Source organism: Prosthecobacter sp. (genome assembly GCF_044227185.1).
Lineage (GTDB): Bacteria > Verrucomicrobiota > Verrucomicrobiia > Verrucomicrobiales > Verrucomicrobiaceae > Prosthecobacter.
Genome location: NZ_JBGAFO010000020.1, coordinates 21505 through 47825, shown reverse-complemented (window position 1 = coordinate 47825; position 26321 = coordinate 21505). Strand labels below are relative to the sequence as shown.

At 62.5% G+C, this 26321-nt stretch carries 6 protein-coding genes; all 6 read right to left on the bottom strand.

Features of this window, described 5'->3' with window-relative positions; genetic code table 11:
• Positions 1 to 111 precede the first annotated feature (111 nt).
• Positions 112 to 1167: a PA0069 family radical SAM protein gene (locus ACILSQ_RS30110; RefSeq protein WP_395747413.1), complete on the bottom strand. Its 1056-nt coding sequence runs from the start codon at positions 1165 to 1167 to the stop codon at positions 112 to 114.
• A 97-nt stretch (positions 1168 to 1264) separates the two neighbouring features.
• Positions 1265 to 1930 carry a Verru_Chthon cassette protein D gene (vccD, locus tag ACILSQ_RS30105; protein WP_395747412.1) on the bottom strand — a complete coding sequence of 222 codons (666 nt, stop codon included), beginning with the start codon at positions 1928 to 1930 and terminating at the stop codon, positions 1265 to 1267.
• A complete protein-coding gene (gene vccC, locus ACILSQ_RS30100) occupies positions 1927 to 2994 on the bottom strand; it encodes a Verru_Chthon cassette protein C (RefSeq protein WP_395747411.1) in 1068 nt (355 codons plus the stop codon). Before vccC ends, vccD begins: the two co-directional genes overlap by 4 nt.
• A gap of 27 nt (positions 2995 to 3021) precedes the next feature.
• Positions 3022 to 3549, bottom strand: a complete 528-nt coding sequence (vccB, locus tag ACILSQ_RS30095) for a Verru_Chthon cassette protein B (protein ID WP_395747410.1) — start codon at positions 3547 to 3549, stop codon at positions 3022 to 3024.
• Positions 3550 to 3571: 22 nt separating this feature from the next.
• Positions 3572 to 8140, bottom strand: coding sequence for a Verru_Chthon cassette protein A (vccA, locus tag ACILSQ_RS30090; protein ID WP_395747409.1), 4569 nt, complete (start codon positions 8138 to 8140; stop codon positions 3572 to 3574).
• A 430-nt stretch (positions 8141 to 8570) separates the two neighbouring features.
• A complete protein-coding gene (locus ACILSQ_RS30085) occupies positions 8571 to 26180 on the bottom strand; it encodes a beta strand repeat-containing protein (protein ID WP_395747408.1) in 17610 nt (5869 codons plus the stop codon).
• Between the last annotated feature and the right edge of the window lie 141 nt (positions 26181 to 26321).

The window sequence follows — 26321 nt, the reverse complement described above, 5'->3', positions numbered from 1 at the left end:
TTTCAAGTGTTCGTGGTATAACTCTTGGCAACCCTGGGCTGTATTACGGAAGGGCGTTGGCCTTCAGGACGAGGCTGGCAATCTATTACACAGCCTTCAAGAGAGCCTGGGTCAGGTGAAGAGTTCGAGCTGATCGCTGGATCTGCGGAAGGAGGCTGTGGAGAGAGGAGGACCTTTGCCGGGGAAACCGGCCCGCAGGTGGGCGACTTTGAAGAGGGCCTGGATTTGCTCAGCGTAGAAGCCCTCGCCGGTCATGCGGACGCCCCAGCGGGAATCGTAGAGCTTGCCGCCGCGCATCTCGCGGATCCTGCCGAGGACTTTTTCTTTGGCGCCGGGAGCGTGGCGCTGCAGCCAGTCTTCAAACAGCGGGGCCACCGCCCATGGCAGGCGCAGAGGCACACAGCCGGCGTCCTGCGCGCCCGCCTTGGCACAGGCCTGCAACAGGGCGGGCATTTCGTGATCGGTCAGACCGGGAATGACGGGCGCCATCAATACGCGCACGGGAATGCCCGCAGCGCTCAGCTCGCGGATGGCCGCCAGTCTTCGCGTGGGACTGGAGGCGCGCGGCTCGAGCTTCTTTGCCAGTTCTCCATCCAGCGTGGTGACGGAGAGAGTCACGGAGACGGCGTTGAAGCGGGCGAGTTCGGCCAGCAGATCGATGTCGCGTGTGACGAGATGATTCTTGGTGATGATGACGACGGGATTGCGAAATTCGGCGAGCACGGCGAGGCAGCGGCGGGTGAGCTGGCGGATGCGCTCCACCGGCTGGTAGCAGTCCGTGACGCCGCTCATGGCTAGGACCTGCGGCTTCCATGATTTCTTCGAGAGCTCCTGGCGCAGCAGCTCGGGGGCGCGCTCCTTCACCAGGATCCTGGTTTCGAAGTCGAGGCCGGCCGACATTCCCAGATATTCATGGCTGGGACGGGCGAAGCAGTAAGCGCAGCCATGCTCGCAGCCGCGGTACACATTGAAGCTGGCATCAAAGCCGACATCCGGACTTTTGTTGTAGGTGATGAGCGACTGCGAGTCGTCGCGGATGAACTGGGTGCGTGGGTGGGGCGCCTCCTCAGCGCCGTCCTCCGGCTCCGCGATGTACTCGAGGGCGTCAAAGCGGTTCTTCGGATTGCTGGCGGAGCCGCGGCCTGATTTTTTACTGGAGGGAGACATGGAAGGGGCTGGGCGGCAGGGCTGAACAGCCGTGCGCCGACATCTTCCCTGACAGCCCCCACCGATCAACTGTTCATTTAAACAGCTCCATTCATATTCACGGGCGGTAGGAGTGGCCGCGGCCGGTCACGGGATCGATCTGCACCGTGTAGTAATTGGGCGGCGGCTTGTCCATGTCCTGCTTGTAGTTTTTGGTGGCAACGAGCGTGAGGTAGGCGGTGCGCAGGGGGACCTTCAGGCTGGTGGAGCCGTTTGGATAGAAGACGACGCGGTAGAAGGTGGCGCCGAGCTTCTTGAAGGGGTCGGCGGTGGCGGGGCCGGTGTTGATCGCCGAAACATTGGTGGTGAACATGGGAGAAAGAACGCCCTCCACCAGGACGGCCCTGCCCTCGCTCCAGTACACCGCCGGCTCCAGCGGCGTGGCGATATTGGTGGCGGGATCGTAGGAGATGAGCTGGATGGCATGGCAGCCCTTGATCTCATCTTTGTTGTAATAAAAGAAGTCCAGGCCGACGGGGCGGTTTTCAGACGTGGCCTTCTGCTGCGCCAGGGAGATTTTCTGCATGAGCGTGTCCCCGGCGGAGGAGAGGCTGGCGGCCTGGATGGCCGAGATGGTGTAGGGCGCGGCGAGCGCAAACAACATGGAGACCAGGGCGACGACAATGACCGTCTCCACCAGGCTGAAGGCCCGCGCCGCCGGGGGGCGGTGACGATGAGGAGATGGATCAACGGAGGAAGGGAGGAGTGGCAGTGGTGTGTTCATCGGAGGAGGCCCCATTTGGAGTTGCGCATGCTGATGGTGGTGGAGAAAACCTGGTAGTTGAGCTGTTCGGCGCGAAGCTTGTCCGCCAGCGCCTTGAGGTCCTTCTGACGGTTTTCACAGAGGGTGAAAGCGCCGGTGGGGACGAGCTGGGGCATGGTTTCCGGATATTTTTCCGCGAGCTTGCGCGCGGAGGCCTCATCGATGGCGACCATGGTGACCACCACGCGAGGCGGCAGCATGTGCTGGGTGCCCTGCGGATTGTCATTGCTGGTGTAGATGAGCTCGGTGGAGTCGAAGGCGTACTTCGGGGCGATCCAGTAAGGGGTGGTGTTTTTCAGCGCGGCGTCATCCGTGGTGACCTGGGGGGAAATGATGAGGGCGATGATGTTTTCGGCGATGGGCCGGGTGTCCGCCGGGGTGGTGGCGGTTTCACTGGCGGTGATGACATTGGCGGGCGCCTTGAGGAACCACTGGCCGGGCTTCACGGCGTAGATGGTGTTTTCCTCCGCGGTGGGACGGTACTCCCAGAGGCGGAAGCGGGAGCTCTGAGTGGTGACGTGCTTGGGACGGAAGGCGTCATTGCCGCTGTACATGAGGAAATAACCGCGGCCGCAGAGCAGACGGCTGAGCGCCTCATAGCCGGTGCGGTCACTCAGGCCGAGCCGAGCCTGGAAGAAAATGGCGTGAGTCACGAGGGAGGTGGCCTGCGCGCCGGGGAGGAGGGCAGAGGCCTGCCCCGTGACAAACTGCAGCTCCGACTGACGGATGTACTTGGAGGGCACCTGGGTCTTGGAGGTGGGAATGGTGGGGGTGGAGCCGCTGTTGTACTGGTAGGCCTGGTAGGTGTTGAGAATGGCCTGCCGGAGATTCTCGGTGATGCTTTCAAAGGCGGTGCGCGCCTCGCGGAACTGCTCCACGCGGGTGACGCCGCGCTTCCAGGCGCGCTGGGTCTGATTGAGCACCTGCACGGAGACCAGCAGGATGATGGAGAGGATGGCCATGGAGAGGCCCACCTCAATCAAGGTGAACCCCTGCCGGCGATGTCTGTGATGCGGAGATGTCATGGGTGTGGGGGGTGGGATGGTTTTCGGTCAGTTGCCCATTTTGGCGATGTAGGCGTAGGCCGAGGTGATGCGCAGGGGGGAGGCGGCGTTAAAATTGAAAGAGGGATCAGAGGAGGTGGCCACGCAGACCTGGATGCGGCGCATGTAGGTCTCCGGCGTGGTGGCGCCGCCGGCGCCGGCGGGCAGCACCACATCCAGCGCCTTCTGCGGCACATACACCGAGGCCACAAAGGCCAGCGAAGCGGCCAAGTCTTCCGGCGAGGTGTCTGCCTTGGTCATCTCCCGTCCTTCATTGGTGAAATAGCGCAGCGGGCCGTAGCCGGTCCAGGTGATGCGGTCCCAGGACATGGACTGCATGTCTCCGCTGAGCTTCTGAATGATCTTGGAGCCGACGGACATCTCGGCGGAATTACGCGCCATGGTGATGCCCTGGGGCAGAAGGCCGAGGAGGGTGATGAAACCCAGTGCGGCGATGGCGACGGCAATGGTCACCTCCACGAGGGAGAAGGCGCCCGGGTGACGAGGCAGGCGCAGGGTGGCGGCTGAAGTTTTCATGACGGAAAGGAGGGTGCGTGGTTCAGGGATTGAAGCGCTTTTGGGAAAGGACGCGGAAGCGGTGCAGGGCATCCAGCGAAGTTTTGGACAGGGGATTTCCCGTGGCGTAGTCAAGGTTCTTGGAGGTGTCCAAGGCCGGGTCATTGAAGTCGAGGTAGCGCTCGATGACGGCGGAGCCACGATACTCGGAGCCCGTGCTGTCCACGCCGGTCACAAACCTGGAGGGGTCCGTGGAGCGCTTTTTCCGCAGCGTCTGGATGCGCATGTGCACCTGGAAGGTGTTGGAGCGGGTGGTGAGGCGCGGATACATGTTGGTGTAGGGGCGCTCCTTGAGATTGTCTGCGGTGAGCGCATGATTTTCCCAGAAGGTGAGGATGCTGTTGGCGCCGGTCTTGAGCATGGAGCTGATGGTGGTGGGCCAGCTGGCGGGCACGAGGGTGTCTGAGCTGTTTGCCTGCTTAGGCAGGAGGTACATCTCGCAGATCTGCGCCGGGGAGATGAAGGCGAAGCCGGAGCTGAAGCGCTCGTCGAAGAGCTTCAGAGTGGCTTCGGTGTCGATCTGACGATGCCAGTATTTGCCGCCCTGCGCGCTGGTGTCATCCTTCCAGAACCAGGACTCGCCCTGGTTTGACGGTGCGCCGGGGGGGTGGCGGAGGTAGTCGGGGGCGTCCTTGGTGGCCACGGCGGTGAGGATCTCGCTTTTCATGACAGCCGCCAGACCGGTGGCACGGCGGATGTGGCGGAAGGGAGCCATCTGGTAGTTCATGTTGATCTTGCCGGCCGTGGAGCCCGGCTGGCTGATGACGTAGGGCTCGACCACGGGCATCCAGAAGAAGTCCATGAAGAGATAGTCCGGAGGGTCCATGCCCTGGATGGCCAGGCCGCTCTTGCCGTAGCCTTTGAGCATTTTCGGCGCGCCGATGTGGAACTGCTGGCCCTGCTTGGCGCTCCAGGTCTGGGGGCGGAAGAGCAGCGTGCGCCAGGGCTCGCGCCGCTGGCCGCCGGAGCCGCCGGAGTCCTGCACGCCGGTGGGGAGGGAGCCGAACATACCAGGAGATGCCACCTGACGGTTCGGGGAGAAGTAGGTGGAGCCGCCCATCCAGGTGACCCAGGAATTTGAGAAATAGGGGACGAGCTGCTGGCCGGTGGTGGAGTTGACGCTGTAGGTGTTTCCTTCGTCCGGCTTGTTGATGTAGGCGCCGTCGGTCTGATTGGCGATGCCGCGGTCAAAGTCTCCATACTTCTGGAGGCCCGCGCCAGTGGCCGCGGTGTAGGGATGGTCGGGGAGGAAGGAGTAGTTGTAGTTCGCGTCCTTGACGAGACGCCAGCCCTTCTTGTCATCTCCGGTGTCAAGGCCGGGCCCCTCGCTCCAGTTGAGGAGGACGATGTTGTGAGCGAGGCGCTGAATGCCGTAGAGGCGGTGCTGCTGAAACTCCGTGGCAGGCACGACATACTGCCCCATGGTCAGGCGGGGGTCGCCGTGGCGCAGGACGAGGGACTGCACGGTGTCCTCGTTGACGGAGAGGTTGCCGCGATTGTGAAAGTTCGAGGCATAGCTGCCGATCTCGTTGCCGATGTAGCGGAACCTGCCGCCCATGCGGGTGGAAGGCACCGCGGCCACCTTGGTGATCTTGCCGGAGTGGTCACGGCCGAGAGCGCCGTCTGAATGGAAGGCCCACCAGTAAGGAGCCGGCACGGGCTCGTAGATGTGCCAGGTGCCGTCGGCGTTTTGCGACCAGCGGGTGTCCTCGCTCTTCAGCACGAGCAGCGGGGAGGGAAAGTGGGCGGCCGGGAAGGTGAAGTTGAAGGTCTGCAGGAGCTTGGGCGTGCTCTCATTGCTGAGGATTTTCACGACCACGTTGCCGCCGCCGAAGGGAATGGTGCCGGCATCACCGCCGGGAATGTCGATGAAGTCACTGACGAGGTTGTACTGGTTGCAGTTCTGCAGCGCCCCAGAGCGGCTGGAGTAGTAGGTGTAGTTGACCCCGCCGCTGTAGGGAGACTGGCTGTTGCTGGAGGGGATGTTGGTGTCGGGATAAAGGATGCTGCCGGAGGTGTAGCCGTTCACACCTTTGGCCACGGCGGGGAGCTTGCGCTCCTGCAAGAATGCGCGGTAGGAAGTGGTGCCGCCGCGCTGATACACGCCATTGGCGCTGCTCATGTGCTTGAAGGGGCGGATGAGCGTCTTCCCGCCATTGACGGGAAACATTTTTTTGCCGCCCACAGTGAGCGCGCTGGCGTCCACCTCGATGCAGATGTCAGGATTGATCAAGGTCCAGCCTGCCGAGGGCGAGAACCACTCCAGGAGGAAGGTGGCCTGCACGCGCTTCACGCCCGGATCGAGCGGAGTGTCCACATCCAGGGTCCAGTTCCAGTTCAGCGGATTGTAGCCAGGGTAGTTGGGCTGGTCGCCATTGATGCCTTCGAGCTGGTGGGTGAGAGGGTACTTGTTTTTGTAGAAGCCTTTCTTCGGGTCCTGATTGGCCGCGCTGAGTGGGGGGAAGTTTGAATACCAGTAGTTCGAGCTGTCCCAGTCCAGCACGGTGGCGCTGCCATTTCCCTTCCAGGTGGGGGGCACGTAGCCATTGGGAGCGGGGCCGCTGGCCTTGAGCTTGAGGGCGTTCACACCGCCTGGCACGGGACCTTTGGGGCCGGAGTACCCCTGGGCGCAGGCGATGAACTGCAGCCCTGCCTCGCTGATGGTGAGGAAGCGGCCCATGCCACGGTACACTTGATCCTTGCCCTTCGGGAGCACGGTGGGGGTGACCTGGCCGTGGCCGGGGAAACTGCTGCCCGTGGCATTGCGCATGGGAGTGAAAGTGCCCGCCGCCATGCCGGCGGAGGTGGCCGTGGTGCGCGCGTCCGGGAGGCCGGTGATGGAGGGGGTCAGGCCCACATTGCGCTCGGCGATGGTGTCGTCATACAAGTTGGTGCAGCGGATGTAGTCAAACAGCTCCACCAGGATCTGCTGGCGGTTGTCACCATATTTGGTGTAGAAGGAGGCATTGGCCGCGCCGAAGCCCGGGATGGGCTGGTCCGTGAGCGTCATGAGGTAGTCAAAGAGCTGCTTGTTGCGCGTGATGCTGGAGAGCTCGGTCTCGCTGGTGCTGTCCTGCCGGGTAAAGAAGTAATCTTTTCCCGCGATCTGGGAGCAGTTCACGATGGTGTTGTCATAGGCGGTGCGGTAGCGCGTGGAGTTTGTGCGGTTCACGGGCCACATGCTGATTTTGGGAAGGCCGAAGGGGTTGGCCTCGGAAGCGCGGCTTTGTGTGGTCAGAAAGGCACGGAGGCGCTCGAGGACCTCGTAGTTTTGCAGCCCTGACCAGATCTGGTTCACGCCCAGATTGATCTCGCTGCGCTGGCCGTCCTTCTGCAGGGTGGAGCGCAGCAGAAACTCATCCACGCTGGGAAAGAGGCGCTCCGCCAGCGCCGCCTGAACGGCCTGAAAGTTTGTGGGGGAAAAGGTTTGGTTTACCGGCACGAGCACGGAGCCCGCCTTGGAGCCGCCTGGGAGGATTTTGGGCATGAGATCGTAGATGGCCTCCTTGTAGGTGAGCGCCTTGCTGAAGGCGGAGGTCTCAGACACATGCGGGTTCATGTTCTGCCCCGGGAAGAGCACGGTGCTCATGCAGACGGTGGCGGGATGGCCGGGATAGCGCTGATATTCGTACATCATCGGCTGATACTGCGCCCATTCACCATCACGCTGATGGAAGAGCCGCGGCGTGTCCCACGGGGTGCCTTCGCCGGCGGTGTTGATGTTGATCTTGGTGGACTCATCATCGGTCCAGAACGCGACACGTGAGATCATGGGATTGTCCTGGGTGGCCTGCTCGCCTTTCGGGCCCATGAATTTTCCGGTGTTGTCGAGGTAGCCGAGGGTGCCGTCCTTCAGCATGTAGAGCCACTCCACGGGCATGGGGAGGCGCTGCTTGTCCTCATTCCCGCCGCTGGAGGGAGCCACCACGCCATCCAGAGCCTGGCCGGAGATGCCATTGGCATAGGTGGAGTAGGTGAAGCCTTCCACGGAGCGGCTGGCCGTCTGCGAGTAGGCCCTGGGATCAATGATGGGAAAGAAGAGGCGCGGCGGGGCGGTGGGGTCCGTGGAGTTCGCGCGGACCACGGGAGCATTGAGGTCCGTGTATTGGTCGGGCTTTTTGTCCCAGTCAGCCGGCGGTGTGTCCGCGGCGATCTCGGCCTCGGTCTTGGCGATCATGGTGCTGTCTGAATAGAGCTTGAGCCCGCGGAGCAGGGTGCCGTCCTGCTTGTACTGGCGGATCATGCCGGGCTGGGAGGCCCAGATTTCCACACCGGAGGTGTCTGTGTCCTGATGGGTGCCGCGCTGGATCTGGCTGATGGCAAGGTTGATCACGGAGTCGGCATGCAGCCGTGCTTTAGCGCCGTCCACCTGAGCGACAGTGGTGTTGTAATCAATACGTGTGGCGCTGAGCAGAGCCGTGAGCAGCACCAGAGAGAGCGCCAGCACGCCGAGCACGGTGATGAGAGCGACGGCGCGACGGCGGCGCTTCCTGACGGCGAGAACCCGCAGACCGCGGGCGGAGAGCATGCGTGGTATGGATGATGTATTCATGATGTGTATGCGGTGACGGCAGGAAAGCGCCGCGAATTTGTTGAATGCGGACATTTTGCCCGAACCCAAATTCTTTTCCTATGGGGCCGTGGTTGGTGCATGCGTGCAGCATGCGCGTGCCGGCACCCCCACCTTCATTTCAGTCTGCGATGAAGGATTTGCTTAGCCATGGGCCGGGTGGTGCTGTGTTCCTTTGTTTCGCTTCGTGGCGGGGCATGCGCAGGAAAGAATCCTCGCTGATGGCGAAAGGGGAGGCTCCAGGGTGCTCCAAGGCTACTAAATATTTCAAGATACCAGGAATGGCAGCCTCTCCACCTGTTCTCTGCACCGTAAAAAAAGCTGCGGGCACACTGGCTTCAATGTGCCCGCAGGTTCTGCTGTGCGGCCCCAACAACGACTGATGGCCGTGCAACAAAGATGGTGACCAGATTCAGCAACGACGGCGGCGGCGGCGGCCGACGAGCACGGCTGCAAGACCGAAGAGCAGCAGCGCGGCACGCCCGGGCTCAGGCACCACGACGATGATGCCGTAGTCTGCGAACAAACTCGTGTCATACATCAGGCCTGAAAGGCCGAGGTCTGGCAGCTCCAGGTCTCCGAGGAGGCCTCCGGTGCGGAAGGTGCCACCGACGCTGAAGCCATTGCCGGACACCGTGGACCAGTCAATGAGATTGAACACGTCCCCGACGACAGGCTGATAAGCGCCGCTCCCACCGGTGAAGACGATGTGCCCGCCGCTGTTCATTTCGAAGGAGCCGGTGACGATGAGGTGGTCATGGTTTCCGCCGTGCATGGTGTCGTAGAAGCCGGCCTGGGAGTTCAGGTAGGTGGACAAGTCTCCGGCGCCCAAATGGGAGCCGATGCCGCTGTCATTGTAGTCCGCGCCATTGGTGGCGCCCATCTGCAGGGTCAGGCGGGTGACGCCGCTGCTGTCTCCGGTGAGAACGACGTTTCCGTCCACGGTCAGCAGGCCGATGCCGTCGCCGGCGGTGCTGATGCTGCCGGGGTCCGAAGACATGCCGGGAAGCAGGACGCCCGCGCCGCCGTCCGTGCCGACGATGAGACTGCCCGCGCCGGTGACGACGGTGCCGGAGCCGCTGATGGGGCCATCGAAGGTGAGATCGCCCGCATTGGTGTTGGAGAAGTCGAAGGTGGCGCCGGAGTTGACCTCGATCCAGCTGGTGCCGGAGAGCGCGCCGTCTCCAGCGAGGGCGAGGGTGCCCTCCGTGACGGTGGTCTTGCCGGTGTAGGTGTTGTCATTGGTGAGGGTGACGGTGCCGGAGCCCTCCTTGTTCACGCTGAGGACATCCCCCGGAGCGGCTTCTGAGATGACGCCGGTGAAGACCACGCCTTTCTCTCCCGCTGTCACCTCATCATTGGAGGAGGAGACGAGGGTGAGCTGACGGATATTGTCCACGCCGGGGAGGAAGGAATGCTGCAGGGTCACATTGCCATTGAAGTAGCTGCTGCCGCTGGTGAAGCTGCCGCCGAGGATGGTGCCGCCGGCGCCGTTGGTGTCATTGATGTCGATGTCATTGAGGATGGTCATGCCGCCATTCGCGGCGAGCAGCGCGACGGTGGCATCCGGGATGTCCTGCAGCCAGTGAACGGGATCCGTGCCGGCGGCGTTCACATTGGTGACGTCCGACGAAGCCTGGAAGAACTGCAGGCCGGCCTGCGTCATGCCGCCGGTGATGGCGATGCTGGAGCCGTACTGCATTTCGCCGGAGGCGTCGAAGTCTGCCACGCGGACGAGGTTCATCTGGCCGCAGGAGTCGTCCACGCTGACGACCTGGTAGATGCCGTTGTACTCGGGATGGTCGCTTTCATTTTTCACGAGGATGCGCTTGCCCACATCCGCGGTGGTGATGGTGACACCGTCCACCAAGGCGCGCACATTGAGGAAGGCGCCGCTGCCGGCGCCGGTGGCGCCATTGCCCAAGGGGTCATAGCTGCCGGTGGTCTTGGTGATGAGGGAGCTGGTGGTGGCGAGGTAGGCGCTGTTGAGATCGTAGCGTGTGTCTCCCAGCTCCACGACGGTAGTGGAGAGGGCGTTGTTATCAAACACACTCACAGTGCCGCTGCGGATGACGGTGCCGCCATCGATGGCGGAGCCGGCCGTGCCCACGACGCCGTAGTTGTTGCTCGCGTAAAGCTCCACGGTGCCCGCGCCGATCTTCACGACATTGGTCATGGCGGAGGAGCCGCCGTCGAGGATGGAATCGCCAAACTTGAAGGTGGAGGAGCCGTCCGCCTCGAAGAACACATTGGTGGAGATGTCCTGGTAAAGAGTCACCGTGCCGCCGGTGGCGAAGCCATAGGTGCCGCTGGTCTCGCGGGTGCCGATGACCGTGACGCCCTCGTCGTTTCCGTCAAAGGTGTTCATGGAGACGGCGTTTGCCACGGCGGAGGCGGAGCCTGAAAGCAGCAGCTCCACCATGGCATCGATGGGATGCGTGCCCACGAGCGGCTGCCCGCCGAGATAGATGCCGTTGGAGGCATCACCGAAGACGCTGTTGTTTGCGCCGATGAGGGCGCCCTGCACGATGGAGACATCGCCAAAGAAGGCGTTTGTGCCGGAGAGGGTCTGGGCGCCGCCGCCCACTTTGACCAGTTTGCCGTAGCCGCTGATGACGCCGGCGAAGTCCGCGTCCGTGGTGTTGTCGCCGCCCACCTGGAAGATGGACTGGTCGATGTTGAGGGCGGCACCCGAGCCGCCAGTGAGCGAACCGATGGTGACATCGAAGCCGGTGGCCTCGCTCCAGTAGGAGCTGAGAGTGGCGCCGTCGCTGACGATGAACCGCGAGTAAGGGGAGAAGGCGTTGTTTGAACCGGCAATCAGAGTGCCCTGCTGCACCTGGGTGGTGCCGGTGTAGCTGCTGAAGGAGCCGGCCACGGCGCCGCCGCCGGTGCTGGCGCCAAACACGGTGTCTCCAACGCCGATCTTCACCACGGAAAGAGCGGAGGAGCCGCCGCCGAAGAAAGCGGCAGCCACGCCATCACGCAGGCCCACGCCCACATCCTGATAGGTATGCCCGGACTGCGCACCTGAATCAAAGGTGATGGTGGCGGCGGTGTCGGAGGCATTTTCGATGCTGGCGGTGGTGGCCATGCCGGGGCCGCCGGTGAAAACAAAGTTCTTGGTGAAGGTCATGCTGTAACCGGCGAGCTGGAGGGCGCCGTAGTTGCGGAAGCCGACGGTGCTGCTGGAGCCCAGCGCATCCACATTGCCGATGCGCAGGGCGACGTTCCGGCCAGAATTGGCGGTGGTGCCGTTGTCAGCGCCGATGGTGATGACACCGCCGTAGCCGGAGTTGTCACCGCGCAGCCAAACGGTGAAGAGGGCGCCATTGCCGAGGGTGCCGCCGCTGTTGTTCCCATCGAGGTAGATGTTGTTGGTGCCGGAGATGGCGCCGGTGATGTCAAACACCGTCTGCTGCACGTGGCCGGTGATGCTGGCGTCGAGGTTGTTGTTGTCCTCATAATAGAAGCGCACGAAGGAGCTTGAGCCGCTGCCGACGTTGATGCTGTTGGTGAAATGGATCGTGGCGCTGTTGGGCAGATAGCCGGCGGCGATGCGCACCTCCTGCTTGATGTTGTCCCGGACGATGATGTCGCGGTTCACCGTCAAATCGAGGGCGGGTGAGTCGATGCCGATGGTGTTGTTGCCATAGTAGCGGTTTTCAATGCGCATCTGGATGGTGGAGGTCTGAAGCCCCGCCGCGTCGCCAAAATAGATTTTGCCGGTCGAGTTGAAGATCACGCCGTTGTTCATCTGCAGGCCCACGAAACCGTCCTGAATGTCCAGGTTGCCGGTCCATTCATGCAGCGGCGTGTAGAAGCGCAGGTTGCCATCCCCCAGCTTGATGATGTTGCCGGCGCCCATGATGCCGCCTTCGTTCGGGTTGATGAGGAACTCTGAATTTCCGGTGCTGCCGGCGTCGCTGTAGCGGTTGCCCTGGGTCTGGAAGGTCAGGTCGCCGATGATGTTGAGAATGCCGTCAAGCGTGGGCTGGCGCTGGGTGCTGCCGTCGAAGGTGATCTGGTCGCCGGCTTTTTCGCCGATCTGGAACCACTCGCGGAAGCGGAGCTGGCCGGTGCGCGCGGAATCACGAGCCATGGAGAATTCGACGGTCACGTTGTTCTTGATGATGGTGCCGTCCGCCCAGGACTGGGTGGTGCCGAACAGATTGTAGTAGGCATTGCTGTTGCCCTTGCCCTGGATGTCCACCCGCAGGGCGTTGACGCCGTCTCCGAGAATGGTGAGGCCGGTGTAGCTGTTGACCACGCCGAGGAGGTCTTCGGTGGTGTTGTTGGAGAATCCGCTGCGGTCGCCAAACTGCACGGTGCCCGAACCCACGATCTGCAGGCCGCCGGCGTTGGGATTGTTGGTGCCGTAGGCGCTGATGATGTTGTTTGTCTCGGAGGAGATCTGGTTGGCAGTCGTGCCGCGGATGACCAGGATGCTGTCCGCATCAGAGACGCTGATGATGCCGTTGTTTCCGCCGAGGATGATGTTGTTGGTCAGTGCGGCGCTGGTGGCGCCGGTCTCGGAGTAATTCAGGGTGCCGCCATTGAGGTAGAACGCGGAAGTGGAGCCGAACGCACCGACATCATTGAACGAGACCACGGCGGAGCCCGTGATGTGGGTGGCTCCGGTGTAGGTGTTTGCAGGCGTGTAGGAGGTGGTGGAGTAAGTCAGATCGTTGGTGCCGGCGCCCGTCACCATCCGGGTGAGCGTCAGCGAGGTGCCGTTCACGATGCTGAGGATCTTGGTGCCGGGGGCGATGTTCACGCCGGTCACATCCATGCCCGCGACGAGCCCGGCCGTGCTGCCCACGGTGACGGTGAAGGAATTGCTGGCCGTGGTGCTGCTGACCACGGAGCTGGTGACACTGCTGGGCGAAGTGAATGCGAGCTCTCCGGTGCCGGTGAACACCACATTCTGCGCGCCGGTGATGCTTCCGTCAAAATTGACCACGCCGAGGGCAAAGTTGTGGATGAGCAGATCCACCCCGCTGCCGCTGGTGGTGACGCTCACGCCCGCCGCGACGGGGGTGCCGCCGGTGTAGTTGCTGGTGATGAGCAGGCCGCCGTCATTCAGGACGAGGCTGCCGCTGGCGATGGTTCCGGCCGCGTTGTTGAAGCGGATGGAATTGGTGGCCGAGGCGGCGAGCCCGGCGCCCTGAACGTCCGTCTGCAAGCCGGCGCCAAAGGTGTCGGTGGAGTAGCCGGTGTAGGCGATGACATTGCCCGCGGCGTCCGTGGCCGCCCAGTCGGTGGCGACGGCGGTATTCGTCGCGCTGACACCGAAGGTGGCATACGAGCCGATGCGCGCGACGTTCTTCATGGCAGCGTTGGAGAAGTTGATGACGCCTCCGGCGATGGACTCAAAGTGGACGGTGCCTGCAGCCGCGCGTGTGATGGCGGAGCTGGAGATGCTGATGGTGCCGCCGCCGATGACAGCGAGGGCATTGCCGCCCTGATTGAGCTTGAAGGCGCCGAAGTTTTCCGTGAAGGAGACGCCGCTGCCGTCCATGACGAGCGTGCCGCCCGCGAGGGTGAGGTAGGCGCCGCTGCCCACACGGCGGTTGAGATTCGTGTCATAGCCGGCAAGCGCCAGAATGCCGCCCATGACGTTGACGCCTTCCACGGTGCCGGCGCCGGCGGTGGAGCCGAGCAGATTGACCTGGCCGCCCCCCTGTTTGGTGATGGAGGAGTTTACAAGGGAGCCGCCGTCCAGCAGGTTCACCTTGAGGTCCACCGTGCCCCCCGCGGCCGCGAAGATGCCCAGGTCACGCGTGTAGGTCGTGGTGCCGTTTGTGAAGATGATGCTTCCCTCCCCCGTGCCGAAGGTCACGCTGCCAAAGGTGTTCACGCCACCCAGCGTCGAGTTGCCGGTGGTGTTGCCCTGGCCGTAAACATAGTTGCCGGCCATGTTGTCAGGGTCGCTCGTGTCCACCCCCACCTGCCAGGACGTCAGATTGAAGTTCGCTCCGGCATTGAGCAGGAAGAAGCCCAGGTTTGCTGCGCCAAGGCCGTTGTCTGAGGTGAGCGATCTGCCGCCCATCTGCAGGCCGATCATTGAATTCAGGGGATTGGAGTTCACCGTGGCGGCGGCGCTGGCCGTGTAGAAGTCGCCGTTGCCGGAATAGTAAAGCGTGCCGCGGTCAATGTTGATGCGGCCCGCCGCATTGTACTGCTGGCCGATTTGAACCGCCGCTTCGTCGTTGTTGGCGGTCACCTCCATCCGCAGCACCTGCGACTGGTTGTAGATGTCGATGGGGCCGGTCACAGCGCCCGCCGCGTTGTCCTGCACCACGCCATTGAGGTACAGCAGGCCAAAAGCGCCGGTGTAGGTGCTGAACATGCGGGAGTCCGTGCGCGCACCGGTGCCGATGGCGGTGGAGCCGCCGTAGATGTTTCCGTCAATGATGCCCAGGCCGGAGGAGTTGGTGAAAATACGCGAGACAAAGCTGCGTGCGTAGGCGGTGGCGCCGCCAGAGTCCACATTGTCAATGATGATGTTCCCGGCCCAGTCCGAGTTGTTCTCGATTTGGAGAGCGCTGTTGTTGCCGGCGATCGCCCCGACGTAGAGATCGACGCCGCTGATTTTGGCGCCGAGTCCGAGCACGAAGTTGCCATAGCCGGTGACCTGCACCTGGGTGCTGGCGCCCAGCGCCTTGTCGTGGCGGGCATACAGGCTGCCATAGCTCACGGTGGTGAGACCGGTGTAATAGTTGACGGCATCCAGGAACAGGGAGGAGCCTCCGGACTTCACCAGGCCGGTGGCATTGATGATGCTGGAGTTCATGTAGAAGTAGTTGTTGTCGGTGTCCGTGGCGCGGTAGGCGTTGATGGCGTCCGAGGTGTTGTAGTGCACCCAGATGCTGCCGATGTTGAACTGGGCCTCCATGCCGTTGAAGTCGGTGGAGCCGCCGTTCAGGGAGCTGCGGATGTCCAGGTTGAGGTTCCCGTTGTAGGCGGCGCCATTCATGTCCTGAACGCCGGTGTTGTACATCTGGATCATGCCGGAGTTGATCTTCAACGTCGCGCCGTCCGCGAGCATGATGGAGGTCCAGTTGCCGCCGCCGTTGGTGGCGGAGACGTAGGATTCAGAGGCAAAGGTCAGGGAGTTGACGACCATGTTGATGCCGTCCGGCAGGGTGCAGTCCGCCGCCACGGAGCCAAGCGTGAGGATGGAGTTCCGGCGGTTTGTAAACTCGGCGCCTCCGAGGCTGTCGCTGGTGACGCCGACGATCTTGAGGTTCTGGTCCGCGCTGATGTCCTGATCCTCCAGGGCGACGGTGGTGGTCTGCGCGGTGTCAGGGTTTTCCACCACCTTGTATTCGGAGTCCAGCAGAGGGCGCAGGAAGTGGTCTCCGGCGCTGTTGGTGTCCACGGTCACGAGGCGATTGGCGATGTAGTCCTCATTGAAGATGCTGCCCGTGCCCGCGGCATTGTACCAGTTTGGACGGACGCCACCGAAGAAGCCGGCAAGGACCGCGGCGTTGCCGTTGCTGCCGTCGCCGGTACCGATCAGGGTGGGCAGCACATCTACCTGGACCACTGCGATGTTTCCATTGGAATTGGACGGCACGGCTGCATTGAAGTTTGCGTCTGCAAACGAGGTGCCCGGGTCCAGCAGGCGGAGCTGCACGCTGGTGCCGGGATTGCGCACGATCTCCGTGTAGTGGAATCCGACGTACTCGCCTTTCAGCACGGGCACACCGCCGGAAATCGTCGCACCCATGTCAAACTCAATGCCGAGCTGACCGGCCATCACATTGGCAATGCCGAGTTTTTCGATGCCTGAGAAGACGCCGGCGGGACCTTCAATGCGCATGCGGATGTAGCCGTTGGTGTAGATGGGCATGTCATCCCCCAGGCGGCTGCGTGTCTCGTCGGAGGAGGTGCTGTCATCGTTCATGCCGAGGAAGCTGTTGCGCTCCAAAGTCATGCTGGACATGCCCATGATGCGGCCGGCATCATACACGCGGACGTAGCCTGAGGCGGAAATGAAGCTGCCGGTGAAGTTGGACTCGTTGGAGTAAAAGCGGAACTCTCCCTGGCCGATCTTGATGATGTTGGCGGAGCCGTAGGTTTCGCCGCCGCCGTTGTTGAGGTAGATGTTGCTGCCGTTGCGCAGGTTGAAGACCGCGTCGCTGAGGACATTGATCTGGCCGCGCAGATAGTAGGCGCGGGTGGTGCCGGAGTTGCCGGTGACGCTCTGAAAGGTGCCGCCGCCCTGGTAGCCCTGGCCATCGAGCGTGAGCCATTCATAGAAGCCCACATCGGCATTGGTGACGTTCATCAGCAAGGTGCCATTGGCGCCGATGTAGGTGCTGTCCGCCCAGCCGCTGAAGGTCCCAAGGGCATTGGAGGCAGAGGAGGCGAGCCCGTTGATCTTGATGGTGCCGTTGTTGATCAGAGTCAGGGAATTGTAGCCGTTGTACATGTTCTCACGGGCGGTGTTGTCCGGCGCACCGGTGAGCACCAGAGTGCCGCCGCCCTCGACCGCCAGACCGCCAATCAACGGACGGGTCAGATCGATGGGATCATCACCCGAGGGGAGGTCGGTGACGTCACTGGTGATGTAGCCGTTGATGGTCAGGCTCGTGCCCGAGGCCACATTGAAGGTGGCTCCGCTGGCGCCGAGGAAGATCGTGCGCGCGCCGTCCAGGGTGATGTCCGCAGTGGTGGCGAGGGTGCCGCCGTCGATGTGGAGATTGCCGCTGTCCAGGATGGCCCAGATGCCCATATTATTCGTCCCGGCCGCGTTGGTGCTGACATGAATGCCGCTGGTGTAGCCGGAGCCGCCGTTGGTCAGGGTCGTCGCGGTCACATTCTGGGTGCTGTTGGTCGTGAAAGTCCCCGTCGCGCCCGAGCCACCGCCGCCGCCAATGAAGTACAGAGGTGAATTTGTGAGGCTGACACCGTTGTTGGAGCCGTTGTTTTCACGCACCAGGCGGCTGATGGAGCCGCTGATGTCTCCCAGGGCCGACTCACTGGAAATCTGGAGGGTGCCGCCATTGATGTAGGTGTCTCCGGTGTAGGTGTTTGCACCGGTGAGCACGGTGGTGCCGGTGCCGCTGGTGACGAGGTTCACGACACCGGCACCGCTGTTCGTGATGGCCGCGGAGATGGTGGTGAGGCCGGCGCCATAATTGTAGAGCAGGATGTCCCCTGCCCCGCTGCGGGTGAGGGTGCCGTTGGAGATATTCACAGCGCCGCCCACGGAGTAACTCACCAGCATGCCCCCGTGCTCCACAGTCAGGGTATTCCCGCCGAGGTTCAAATCCGCGGCCGTGGCAAACTTGATGGAATTGGTGGCGGCAGGACCGGCGAAGGTGGCGGAGGTGGTGACTTCGGTGTTGTTGCCGCTGGCGAAGGAATCCACGTCATAATTGGAGAACGCCTTGACTCCGGTGGTGCCTTCGCGGGCAGCCCAGTCGGTGACCTGGCCGGGGGCAGCGCCGTAAACGGCCCAGTAGCCAAAACGATCGCCGTCCGTGGTGGTAAGCCCATTGGCGGTGATGTTGATGACGCCGCCAGAGCCCTCGATGAACGCCATGGTGACGCCGGAAGCCGGATTGATGGTCATGGAAGAATTGATGTTCACGGTGCCATTTCCAAGGACAGCGAGGCGTGAACCGCCGGAATTCAGCGTGAGGTCGCCAAAGTCTTCCTGCGCCGTTCCCCGCGTGGCATCCACGATGAGGTAACCGCCGCTGAGGGTGAGAGCGGCACCATTGCCCACACGCCGTCCGGCGTTCACGTCATACTCGGTCAGGATCAGCGTGCCGCCCAGCATCTTCAGAGCCTCCACGGTGCTGTCTCCGGCGCTGGAGCCGAGGAGGCGCACGGTGCCCGCCCCGACCTTGGTGATGGAGGAGTTCACGAAGTCGCCGCCATCGAGGAAGTTCACCCTCATGTCCACGGTGCCGCCGCGTGCGGCGTAGAGGTTCAGATTGCGGTCGTAAAGCGTGTCCGCCTGGGTGAAGCGAATGCTGCCGGCGCCGGTGCCGAAAGTGATGGTGCCGCTGATGTTTTCACCGCCGAGGCTGGTGTTTCCGGTGGTGTTGCCAAAGCCGTAGTTGCTGTTGCCGAGGCTGTTGTCCGGGTCGGTGGTGTCCACGCCGACGTTCCAGCTGGAAAGATTGAAGGTGGTGCCGACATTGTGCAGGAAGAAGGAGACGTCCGAGGCGCCGATGCCCGAGTTGCTGTCGATGAGCGAGCGCCCGCCCATCTGGAAGCCTGAGAGATCGCTGTCCGGATTCTGCGCCAGGGCCGCCGCGTTGGTGTAGAAATTTCCGGTGCCCATGTAGCGCAGCACACCGCGCACGATGGTGATGCGGCCGGAGGCGTCATACTGCTGGTAGAGATGGACGTTCGCGGTGTCGGTGGTGGCCGCCACTTCCATGCGCAGCGCGTCATTGAGCGTCTGGCCGCCGCTGAGATCCACCGCGCCGGTGGACTTGTCACTGATCCGGCCCATGAAATCCAGGGTGGAGAGAGAGGCGTTCGTATAGGTGGTGAAGACCCGGGAGGTGGCCTGTGCGCCAGGCATCACCACGGTGTCCCCGCCATAGAGACTGCCATCGATGTGGAAGACGGTGTTGGAGCTGGCGGCCTCAATGCGGGGCACAAAGTTGCGGGTGATGCCCCCGGCGCTGCCGGTGGAGTCCACATTGTCGAGAATGATGTTGCCCACCCATTCGGCACCGTCGCCTTCGGCATACATGGCCAGGTTGTTGCCCGAAATCTGGCCGACGTAGGCGTCCACGCCCGCGATGCGGGAATTGTTGCCAATGATGAAGTTTCCGCCGCCGGTGATGTTCAGACGTATGCTCTGGCCCAGCGCCTGGTCATGGCGGGCGTAGAGGTTGCCGTAGTTTACGGTGGTGTCTCCGGTGTAATAGTTCGCGGCCTCCAGGGTTACGCTGGACCCTCCTGTTTTCGTCAGGCCGTTGCCGCCGGTGTTGTAGATGCTGCTGCGGATGATGGCGGTGGTGTTGTCGCCATCGGTGTTGTTATAGGCGCTGTTTCCCGAGATGTTGAACTGCGCCCATTCACTTCCGGCGTAAATGATGGCCTCTTTGCCATTGAAGTCCAGATTCCCGCCGATGATGTAGTTGTTCATGTCGAGATTGACGCCGGTGTTCGAGGCGTTGCCCAGCCTGTCCATGGTGCCGATGTTGGCGAACATGAGGACACCGGAGTTGATTTTCAGCGTGCCGCCCTGGGTCATGAGGAGATTCACGTCATTGCCGGCGCCGTTGACATTGGTGCCGGTGGTGTCTGCGGCGAAGGTGACGGAGTTCGTCTCCAGCGTGGTGTCGAGGGTGAGGATGGAGTTGATGCGGGAGGTGAAGCCGTTGCCGGCACCGGTGGTGTCTGTGGTGATGCCGACAAAGCGCACGTTTTGATCCGGACTGATGCCCGCGGTGGTGAGATCCAGAGATGAGCCGGGTGTGGAGACCGTGCCGGAGCTGCTGATGATCTTGTAATCCGTGGAACCGGGCGCATCTGAGAGCGGGCGCAGGTAGTAAACGGGAGCGCCGGTGACGGGGTCGAAGCTCAGCACCGAGGTCATGAGGTAGCGCGAGGTGCGGTCTTCATCCCATGCGACGCCGGTGGTCGTGTTCAGCAGGCTGGGGCGGGTGCCACCGAAGAAGCCCGCGATGATGGCGGTGTTGCCATTGGTGCCGTCTCCGGTGCCGCTGAGCGTGGGCGCATTGTCCACCAGCACCAGCGCACGATTTGCGAGGTCGGTGACACCGGAGGAGATGTCCATGCCGGGGTCAAAATTGCGAACCATGACGATGGAGCCCGGAGTGCGTACGATGTCCGTGAAATGCCACGCGGCATAGTCGCCCTGCAGACGTATGGTGCCGCCGGTGATGTCTCCGCCCAGGGCGTACTCGATGCCGAACACGCCGCTGTTCACATTCACGACCCCGACTTTTTCCTCTCCCGAGAATACACCGGCGGAATTTTCAATGCGCATGCGGGTGTAGCCATTGCTGGTGATCGTCAGATTGTCATTCAGGCGGTCGCGGAATTCGTCCGCCCCGGTGCTGCCGGCGCTGTACAGGAAGAACGAATTGCGGTCCAGCTCCATGTTCAGCATGCCCTGCAGGCTGCCTGCACCGGTGACACGGCTGGTGCCGCTGCCGCTGAGGAAGCGGCCGGTCCAGTCCGGAGCATTCACATAGAAGGAGAACTCATTGGCACCGGTGCGCAGGATGTCTCCGCTGCCATAGAGCGCGCCGCCGTACTCACCGAGACGGACGTAGCCATAGGAAGTGGTGGCAAGGTTGAAGAGAGTGGGGCTGTCCACCTGCATCTGGCCGTTGAGCCGCACGGTACGTCCGGCGCCCGTGGTCAGCACGGCGCCGCGGCCTTCGTAACCCATGCCTCCAAAGGTGATCCACTCGTAGAGCGTGGGGTCAGAGGTGGTGGAGAACTCCAGGGTGCCATTGGCGCCAATGAGGGTGCCGTCGATCCAGGAGCGGTTCGTGCCGAGAGCCGAGCTGCCCGAGGTGCCCGCTCCCGCGAGCTTCAGGGTGCCCTCGTTGATCCAGGTGAGGCCGCCATAGGTGTTCATCATGTTGGAGCGGACGGTGTTGTCCGGCGCGCCGGTGAGCACCACGGTGCCGCCGCCGCGGATGGTGAGATCACCAATGTCGGGATTGCCATTGCTGGCGGGATCCTCCACGCCGCCGAGCTGATTTGCCGTGTAGCCGTTGGAGGAATTGACCTGGCTGTACTCGCTGGTGATGTAGCCGTTGATCGTGAGGGTCTTGCCGGCGGAGACATCCAGGAAGCCGCCATTCGCACCGAGGAACAAGGTGCGCGCACCATTGAGCGTGACATCCTGCGTGACCTGCAGGGTGCCGCCGTCGAAGTGGAGGTTGCCGCTGTCCAGGATGGCCCAGACGCCCGCGGGGTTTTCGGTGGTGCGGCTGGGGTCGTCCAGATTGGCCCAGACACCGGAGGTGTAGCCAGCGCCGCCGCTGGTGAGAGAGGTGGAGGTGACAACGGTGCCGTTTGAATTGAAGGTGCCGACGGCGGGCGTGCCGACACTGCCGTCCGTGGTGAAGACGATGGGCGAATTGGCAAGGCTGGTGTAGGCGGCGGTGCTGGAGGAGCTGCCATTGCCGCCGTTGTTCACACGGACGAGCTTGGTGATGCTGCCATTGATGGCGCCCAGATTGCTGTCGCTGGAGATGCTGAGGACGCCGTTGTTGAGGTAGATCTCGCCGCTGTTCGTGTTGGCGGCGGTCAGGATGGTGGTGCCGGTGCCGCCCATGACGAGGTTCACCTTGGTGCCGGCATTGTCCGTGATGGTGGAACCGATGGTGAGAGAGCCGGAGCCGAAATTGTGAATCATCAGGTCATCGCTGGTGCCGCTGCCGCTGAGGTCCGCATCGAAGCCGCTGGTCAAGGTGCCGCCACTGATGGTATTTGCGCCCGTATTGAGCGAGGAGATGAGAACCGCGCCGCCACCGAGAGTCATGCTCTGGCCGTCGAGGGTGAGGCTGGCGGGAGAGCTGATGCGCAGATTGTCAGGTGTGGCGGCGCCGGTGAAGGCGACGTCTCCGCTGACATCCACGGTATTGCCGGTGGTGAAGTCACCTTCGGACGCGCCGGACACATAGCCGGTGAAGGCGCTGATGGCACCGGAGGCGCCGTTGCTGGCGAAGTCTGTGACCACGCCCAGATCCGTGCCATAGGTGGCATAGGACATGATGCCGGTATTCGTCAGACCGGTGGCCTGCAGAGTGATGGCGGCCGTGCCTGCACCCGCCTCGACGAAGCTGAGAGTGGCCCCCTGGCTCTTGAAGAAGCTGGCGGCGGCGGCGCCGAAATTGAGGGTGTCCGTGAAGCCCGCGCCGGAGATGACATTGATGCCGGACTCGCCATTGAGGAGGCGAAAGGTGCCGGTGAGATTTTGCGTGCGGCTCGCGATGGTGTCTCCGTAGAAGGAAAGGCTGCCGCCGCCAAACATGGCCTGTGCGGTGGCGATGGCGAAGTAGTCATTTCCCAGAACGCTGCCGCTGGCCGCATTTCCCTGCCAGACGGCGCTGCCGCCCATGAAGCTCCAGCGCTCCACGGTGGATGCACCGACGGTGTTGGCATTGAAGATCACCGTTCCTGGCCCGATGACCGTGGCGCCGGAATTCACGCTGGTGCCGTTGTCGTAGAGGCGGGCATTGACGACGGTGGTGCCGCCCCGGGTCTGGAGGAAGCGGAGGTCACGATCTCCGCCCTGATTTTCATAGATGATGTAGTAATTGGACGCGCCGTCTGCGGAGCCGATGTAAACGGTGCCCGTCCGGTTTTCACCGCCGATGCTGATCGTGCCGTCGCGGTTGTTGTTGTAAACATACATGCGGTCCGACCAGTTCAGAACCTGCCCGTCCTGGGTGAGCATGACGTGCGTGTGGTAGGTGCCGGTGCCGCCACCGTCGGCGCCCAGGGCCAGGCGTGTGTAGTAGTCGTTGCTCTGGATGAGGGAGTCCGCGCCGTCTGTGAGGAAGCCGGTGCCGTCGTTGCCTGCGGCATTGGGGTCATACAAGATGCGGAAGTAGCCGCGGTTGAGATCGAGCCTGCCGGTGGCGTCCCACTGCTGGAAGACGTTCACATTGCCCTCATCGTGGCCGGTCATCTGGAAGCGCAGGGAATGATTGGTGTCGAGCCGGGTGGCGGAGTCTCCGGTGCGGTAGATGGAGGTAATGGCAGAGTTGGCGGGGTCGGTGGCCAGATTCCCCGTGGCCACATCCCGGAACTGGCCGTAGAGATTGAGCGTGTAGGCCTCACCGAAGCTGGAGGTGACGATGGGAGGATCGGCGTAGGCGTCGCTGTCGGTGAAGTTTTGATTGTTGGCGGTGTAGATGTTGCCGTAGATGGAGAGGGTGCCGTTGTTGCGCGCGGTGACGGCATAGGACTGGAAGTCCGAGCTGCCCGTGGCATCGGCGGTGTCGAGAATCACATCTCCGCCCCAGGTGCTCTGAGTGGCGCCTTCCGCGCGCAGCAGCGTGGTGGAGCCCTGGTAGGTGTTGGTGGCGCGGATGTTGATGCCGGTGATGTTGGTGCCGTATTCAAGGAGAAGGGCGGAGTTTCCGCCAACGAGGACCTCCCGGCCTGCACCGCCGACGCCGAGGGCGCCGGGATTGCGCACGTCCAGCACGCCCTGGTCGCTGAGGTAGATGTTTCCGGAGATGGTGTTCCAGGTGTCGAGATAAAGGGTGTCGCGACCGGTCTTGACGAAGTCCGTGGTGTTGATGATGTGGGAGCGGATGTAGGAGCTGTTGCCGACGGTGAAGTCATACCAGTTTCCGGAGTCGCGGTCGGTGTCATACCAGCCGGCGTTGGAGTTGATCAGCGTGGGGCCGCCATTCATGTCCAGGAAGCCGCCGCGAATGACGCCCTCCATGTTGGCATTGGTGGCCTGGACGAAGCTGTTGATGTTGATGACGCCGGAGCTGATCGTGAGCTTCTTCCCCTGCTCGATGATGATGTAGTCCTTCGTGGAGGTGCCGATGACCTGGGACGAGGCCACGTCATCAAAGCTGATGGTGAGGGAATTGATGGCGGTGTCCGCGGTGACATTGCGCCCGGCATAGTTGTTGGGGTCGGCGTAGTTTTCCACGCCTGTGAGGGGTGCGATGTAGCGGTTCACCAGCCAGTTGGTGTCGGCAGCCGGATTGAGGCTGGTGTCATACTCCGCGGCGGTCAGGGGGCGAAGGTAGCCGTTGTCATAGGTCATGAGGTTCATGCCCATGCCGCTGTACATGTAGCTGCCCTGTGCGGAGGCCAGCGGCCGGGTGTTGGTGGCGAAGGTGGCGGTGGCGAGATTGGGCATGAGGCCGCCAAAAAGACCCACGACGATCTGCTGTTTGGCGGTGCCGGGCAGATTCGCCCCCACGAGGTTCAGACCACCGGCGTTCACCAGGGCGATGCGGTCGTCTCCCGCGCCGGTTCCCCAGGTGTGGGAGGGGTTCGCGTCGTAGATTTTGAGCACGCCGTGGTTGTTGCTGGTGAAGCTCTGGAAAGCGCCGTCAAACTGCCCGCCGGCGCGGGTGTCCAGAACAAGGAAGTTGGTGCCGAAGTCAGCGACCACATTGCCGAAATTTTCATGGTTGGCCACCGTGGCGTCCGTTTCCAGCAGCAGGTTGCCGTTGCGCAGATTGGTGAAGCCGAGGTCGTTGATGCGGTCGTCGTTGTTGGCGCTGGCATACAGCGGGTTGGCGGAGTTGTTCAGCAGGGCCAGCGAGCCCCAGCGGGTGATGGTGATGGAGTTGGCATGGCTGAAGCTGCCATCCGGCCCGGCGAGAGACATGTTGAAAATGACAGAGGCGGCCTGGCCGCCGTTGCCGCGGTCAAAGCTGTTGGTCACCCAGCGGCTGGTGGGCAGCTTGATGAGGATGTCGCCGTCGAAATTGACGCTGTTTCCAGTGACGCGCATCTCGCGGGAGCCGCGTACGGTGAAACCGGTGCCGGCATTGCCGCCGGTCATGTTGTCAAAGACGCCGTCAAACTCCTCCACGCCGGGATTGTCAAAGACTCCGGTGGTGCTGTTGTAGCTGGCGGAGCCGCCGCTCATATCAAAGAGGTTGCCGTTTCCGCGGTCGTCCGGAGTGATGCCACCGCCGACAAGGTTGATGGTGACGTTGGTGAAGATGTGATCGAAGGTGCGGCCGACCTCGCCGTTGCCCTCGCGCTGGAAGACCCCGTTGTTGAAGTTGAAGGTCATGCTGTCAAAGGTGAGCGTCTCCTTGCTCTGCTCCGCCAGGCTGCCGGTGTTTGTGACACTGGCCCCCCAGTAGGAACCGATGGAGAGGCGCGCGTCGAGCACCGCATTTCCCTGGAGGGCGGTCTGGTTCATGTTGACACCATAGAGGTCGCTGGTGGTGCGGCTGCCGTTGGCCAGATCAACGTTGTCGTAAGGATTGCGGTTGTAGGCCAGGTTCACCGTCAGGCCGTTGAGATTGATGCCGGCGGAGGCGCCTGTGCCATTGAGCAGGCCGCGGGACTCGAACCGTACCTCCCCTTCATTGATGGTGAGGGACGCGCCGTTTGCATTCAGGACGTCCGCGCCGCGGACGACGAAATCTCCGGCGCCAATTTTGGTGAGGTTTTTGCCGGCGAAGTCGAGGACGGGCGCCACGCCGCCACTGGCGTCAGCTTTGAGGTGGCGCTCCAGCACCATGGTGCCCTGGGAGTCCAGCACGGCGTCATCCGTGAGAACAAGGTAGGAAAAATAGGAGGTTCCAACGGTGTTGCGCAACGCACCCAGGCCGTTGGGGCCGCTGCCGGCGATCATGAAGATTTCCGTGTCATCGGCCTGATAGTTGAAATCCTGGTCGCGAAGATCGATGCCGCCTTCACCCGTGGCGACGGTTTCATTGCCCACGCCCCGGGCTCCTGCCGCGCGTGGATTTGCCTCATAGCGCAGCAGACCCGAATCGACCACAAGCTGGCCTTGAAAGGAGTTGCTTGCGTTGTTGAGATACAAAAAGTCTAAAGACCCGCTCGCACCAACCGGTGACAGATCGCTGAATCTGATCGTGACCTGGCCGGCGGTGCCGCCGGAGATGACTCCGGTGAGAAGCAGCCCCTGACCGTTGGAAGTGTCGTAGTTCGTGATGTCGAGCTCGTTGTTGAGCACGAGGGCGGAGGAGATGGTGTCATTGCCGCCGCCGTCGGTTTTCACGAGGGTGGAGATGCCGGAGGAGGAGTCAAAGGTCAGCGTGCCGCCCGAAAGGGTGTAGCTGTTGCCTCCGCTGGTGTCGCCGATGCTGAGGTCGCCCAGGGTCACGGGAACATCCAGGGTGATGGTGGCGTTGCTGGAGATGTTGATCGTGCTGAAATTGGCAAAGGCATCCTGGCCGCTGGGGTAGTCCGTGCCGCCGTCCAGATTTCCCCAGTTGGTGGTGAGACTCCAGTTTCCGCTGCCGTTTTTCGTCCAGTTGCCGATGGTGCTGTGAATGGTCTGTGCATGGGCGCCTCCCAGAAGAACGGAGATGAGCAAGAGGCCGATGAGAAGCGCCACAATGGTGCGCCCGGTTCGCAGGTTTTTTTCTCTTTTGGAAGACCGGCAGAAGAGAAGGTCGCGCGCGTGTGTATGTGCAGGCAAAAATGAATTCATGACGTGGTTGCTGAACTGGTTGCG

Coding starts and splice junctions, on each gene's coding strand:
- vccA (WP_395747409.1), bottom strand. CDS start 8,140: ATGAATACATCATCCATACCACGCATGCTCTCCGCCCGCGGTCTGCGG.
- ACILSQ_RS30110 (WP_395747413.1), bottom strand. CDS start 1,167: ATGTCTCCCTCCAGTAAAAAATCAGGCCGCGGCTCCGCCAGCAATCCG.
- vccD (WP_395747412.1), bottom strand. CDS start 1,930: ATGAACACACCACTGCCACTCCTCCCTTCCTCCGTTGATCCATCTCCT.
- vccB (WP_395747410.1), bottom strand. CDS start 3,549: ATGAAAACTTCAGCCGCCACCCTGCGCCTGCCTCGTCACCCGGGCGCC.
- vccC (WP_395747411.1), bottom strand. CDS start 2,994: ATGACATCTCCGCATCACAGACATCGCCGGCAGGGGTTCACCTTGATT.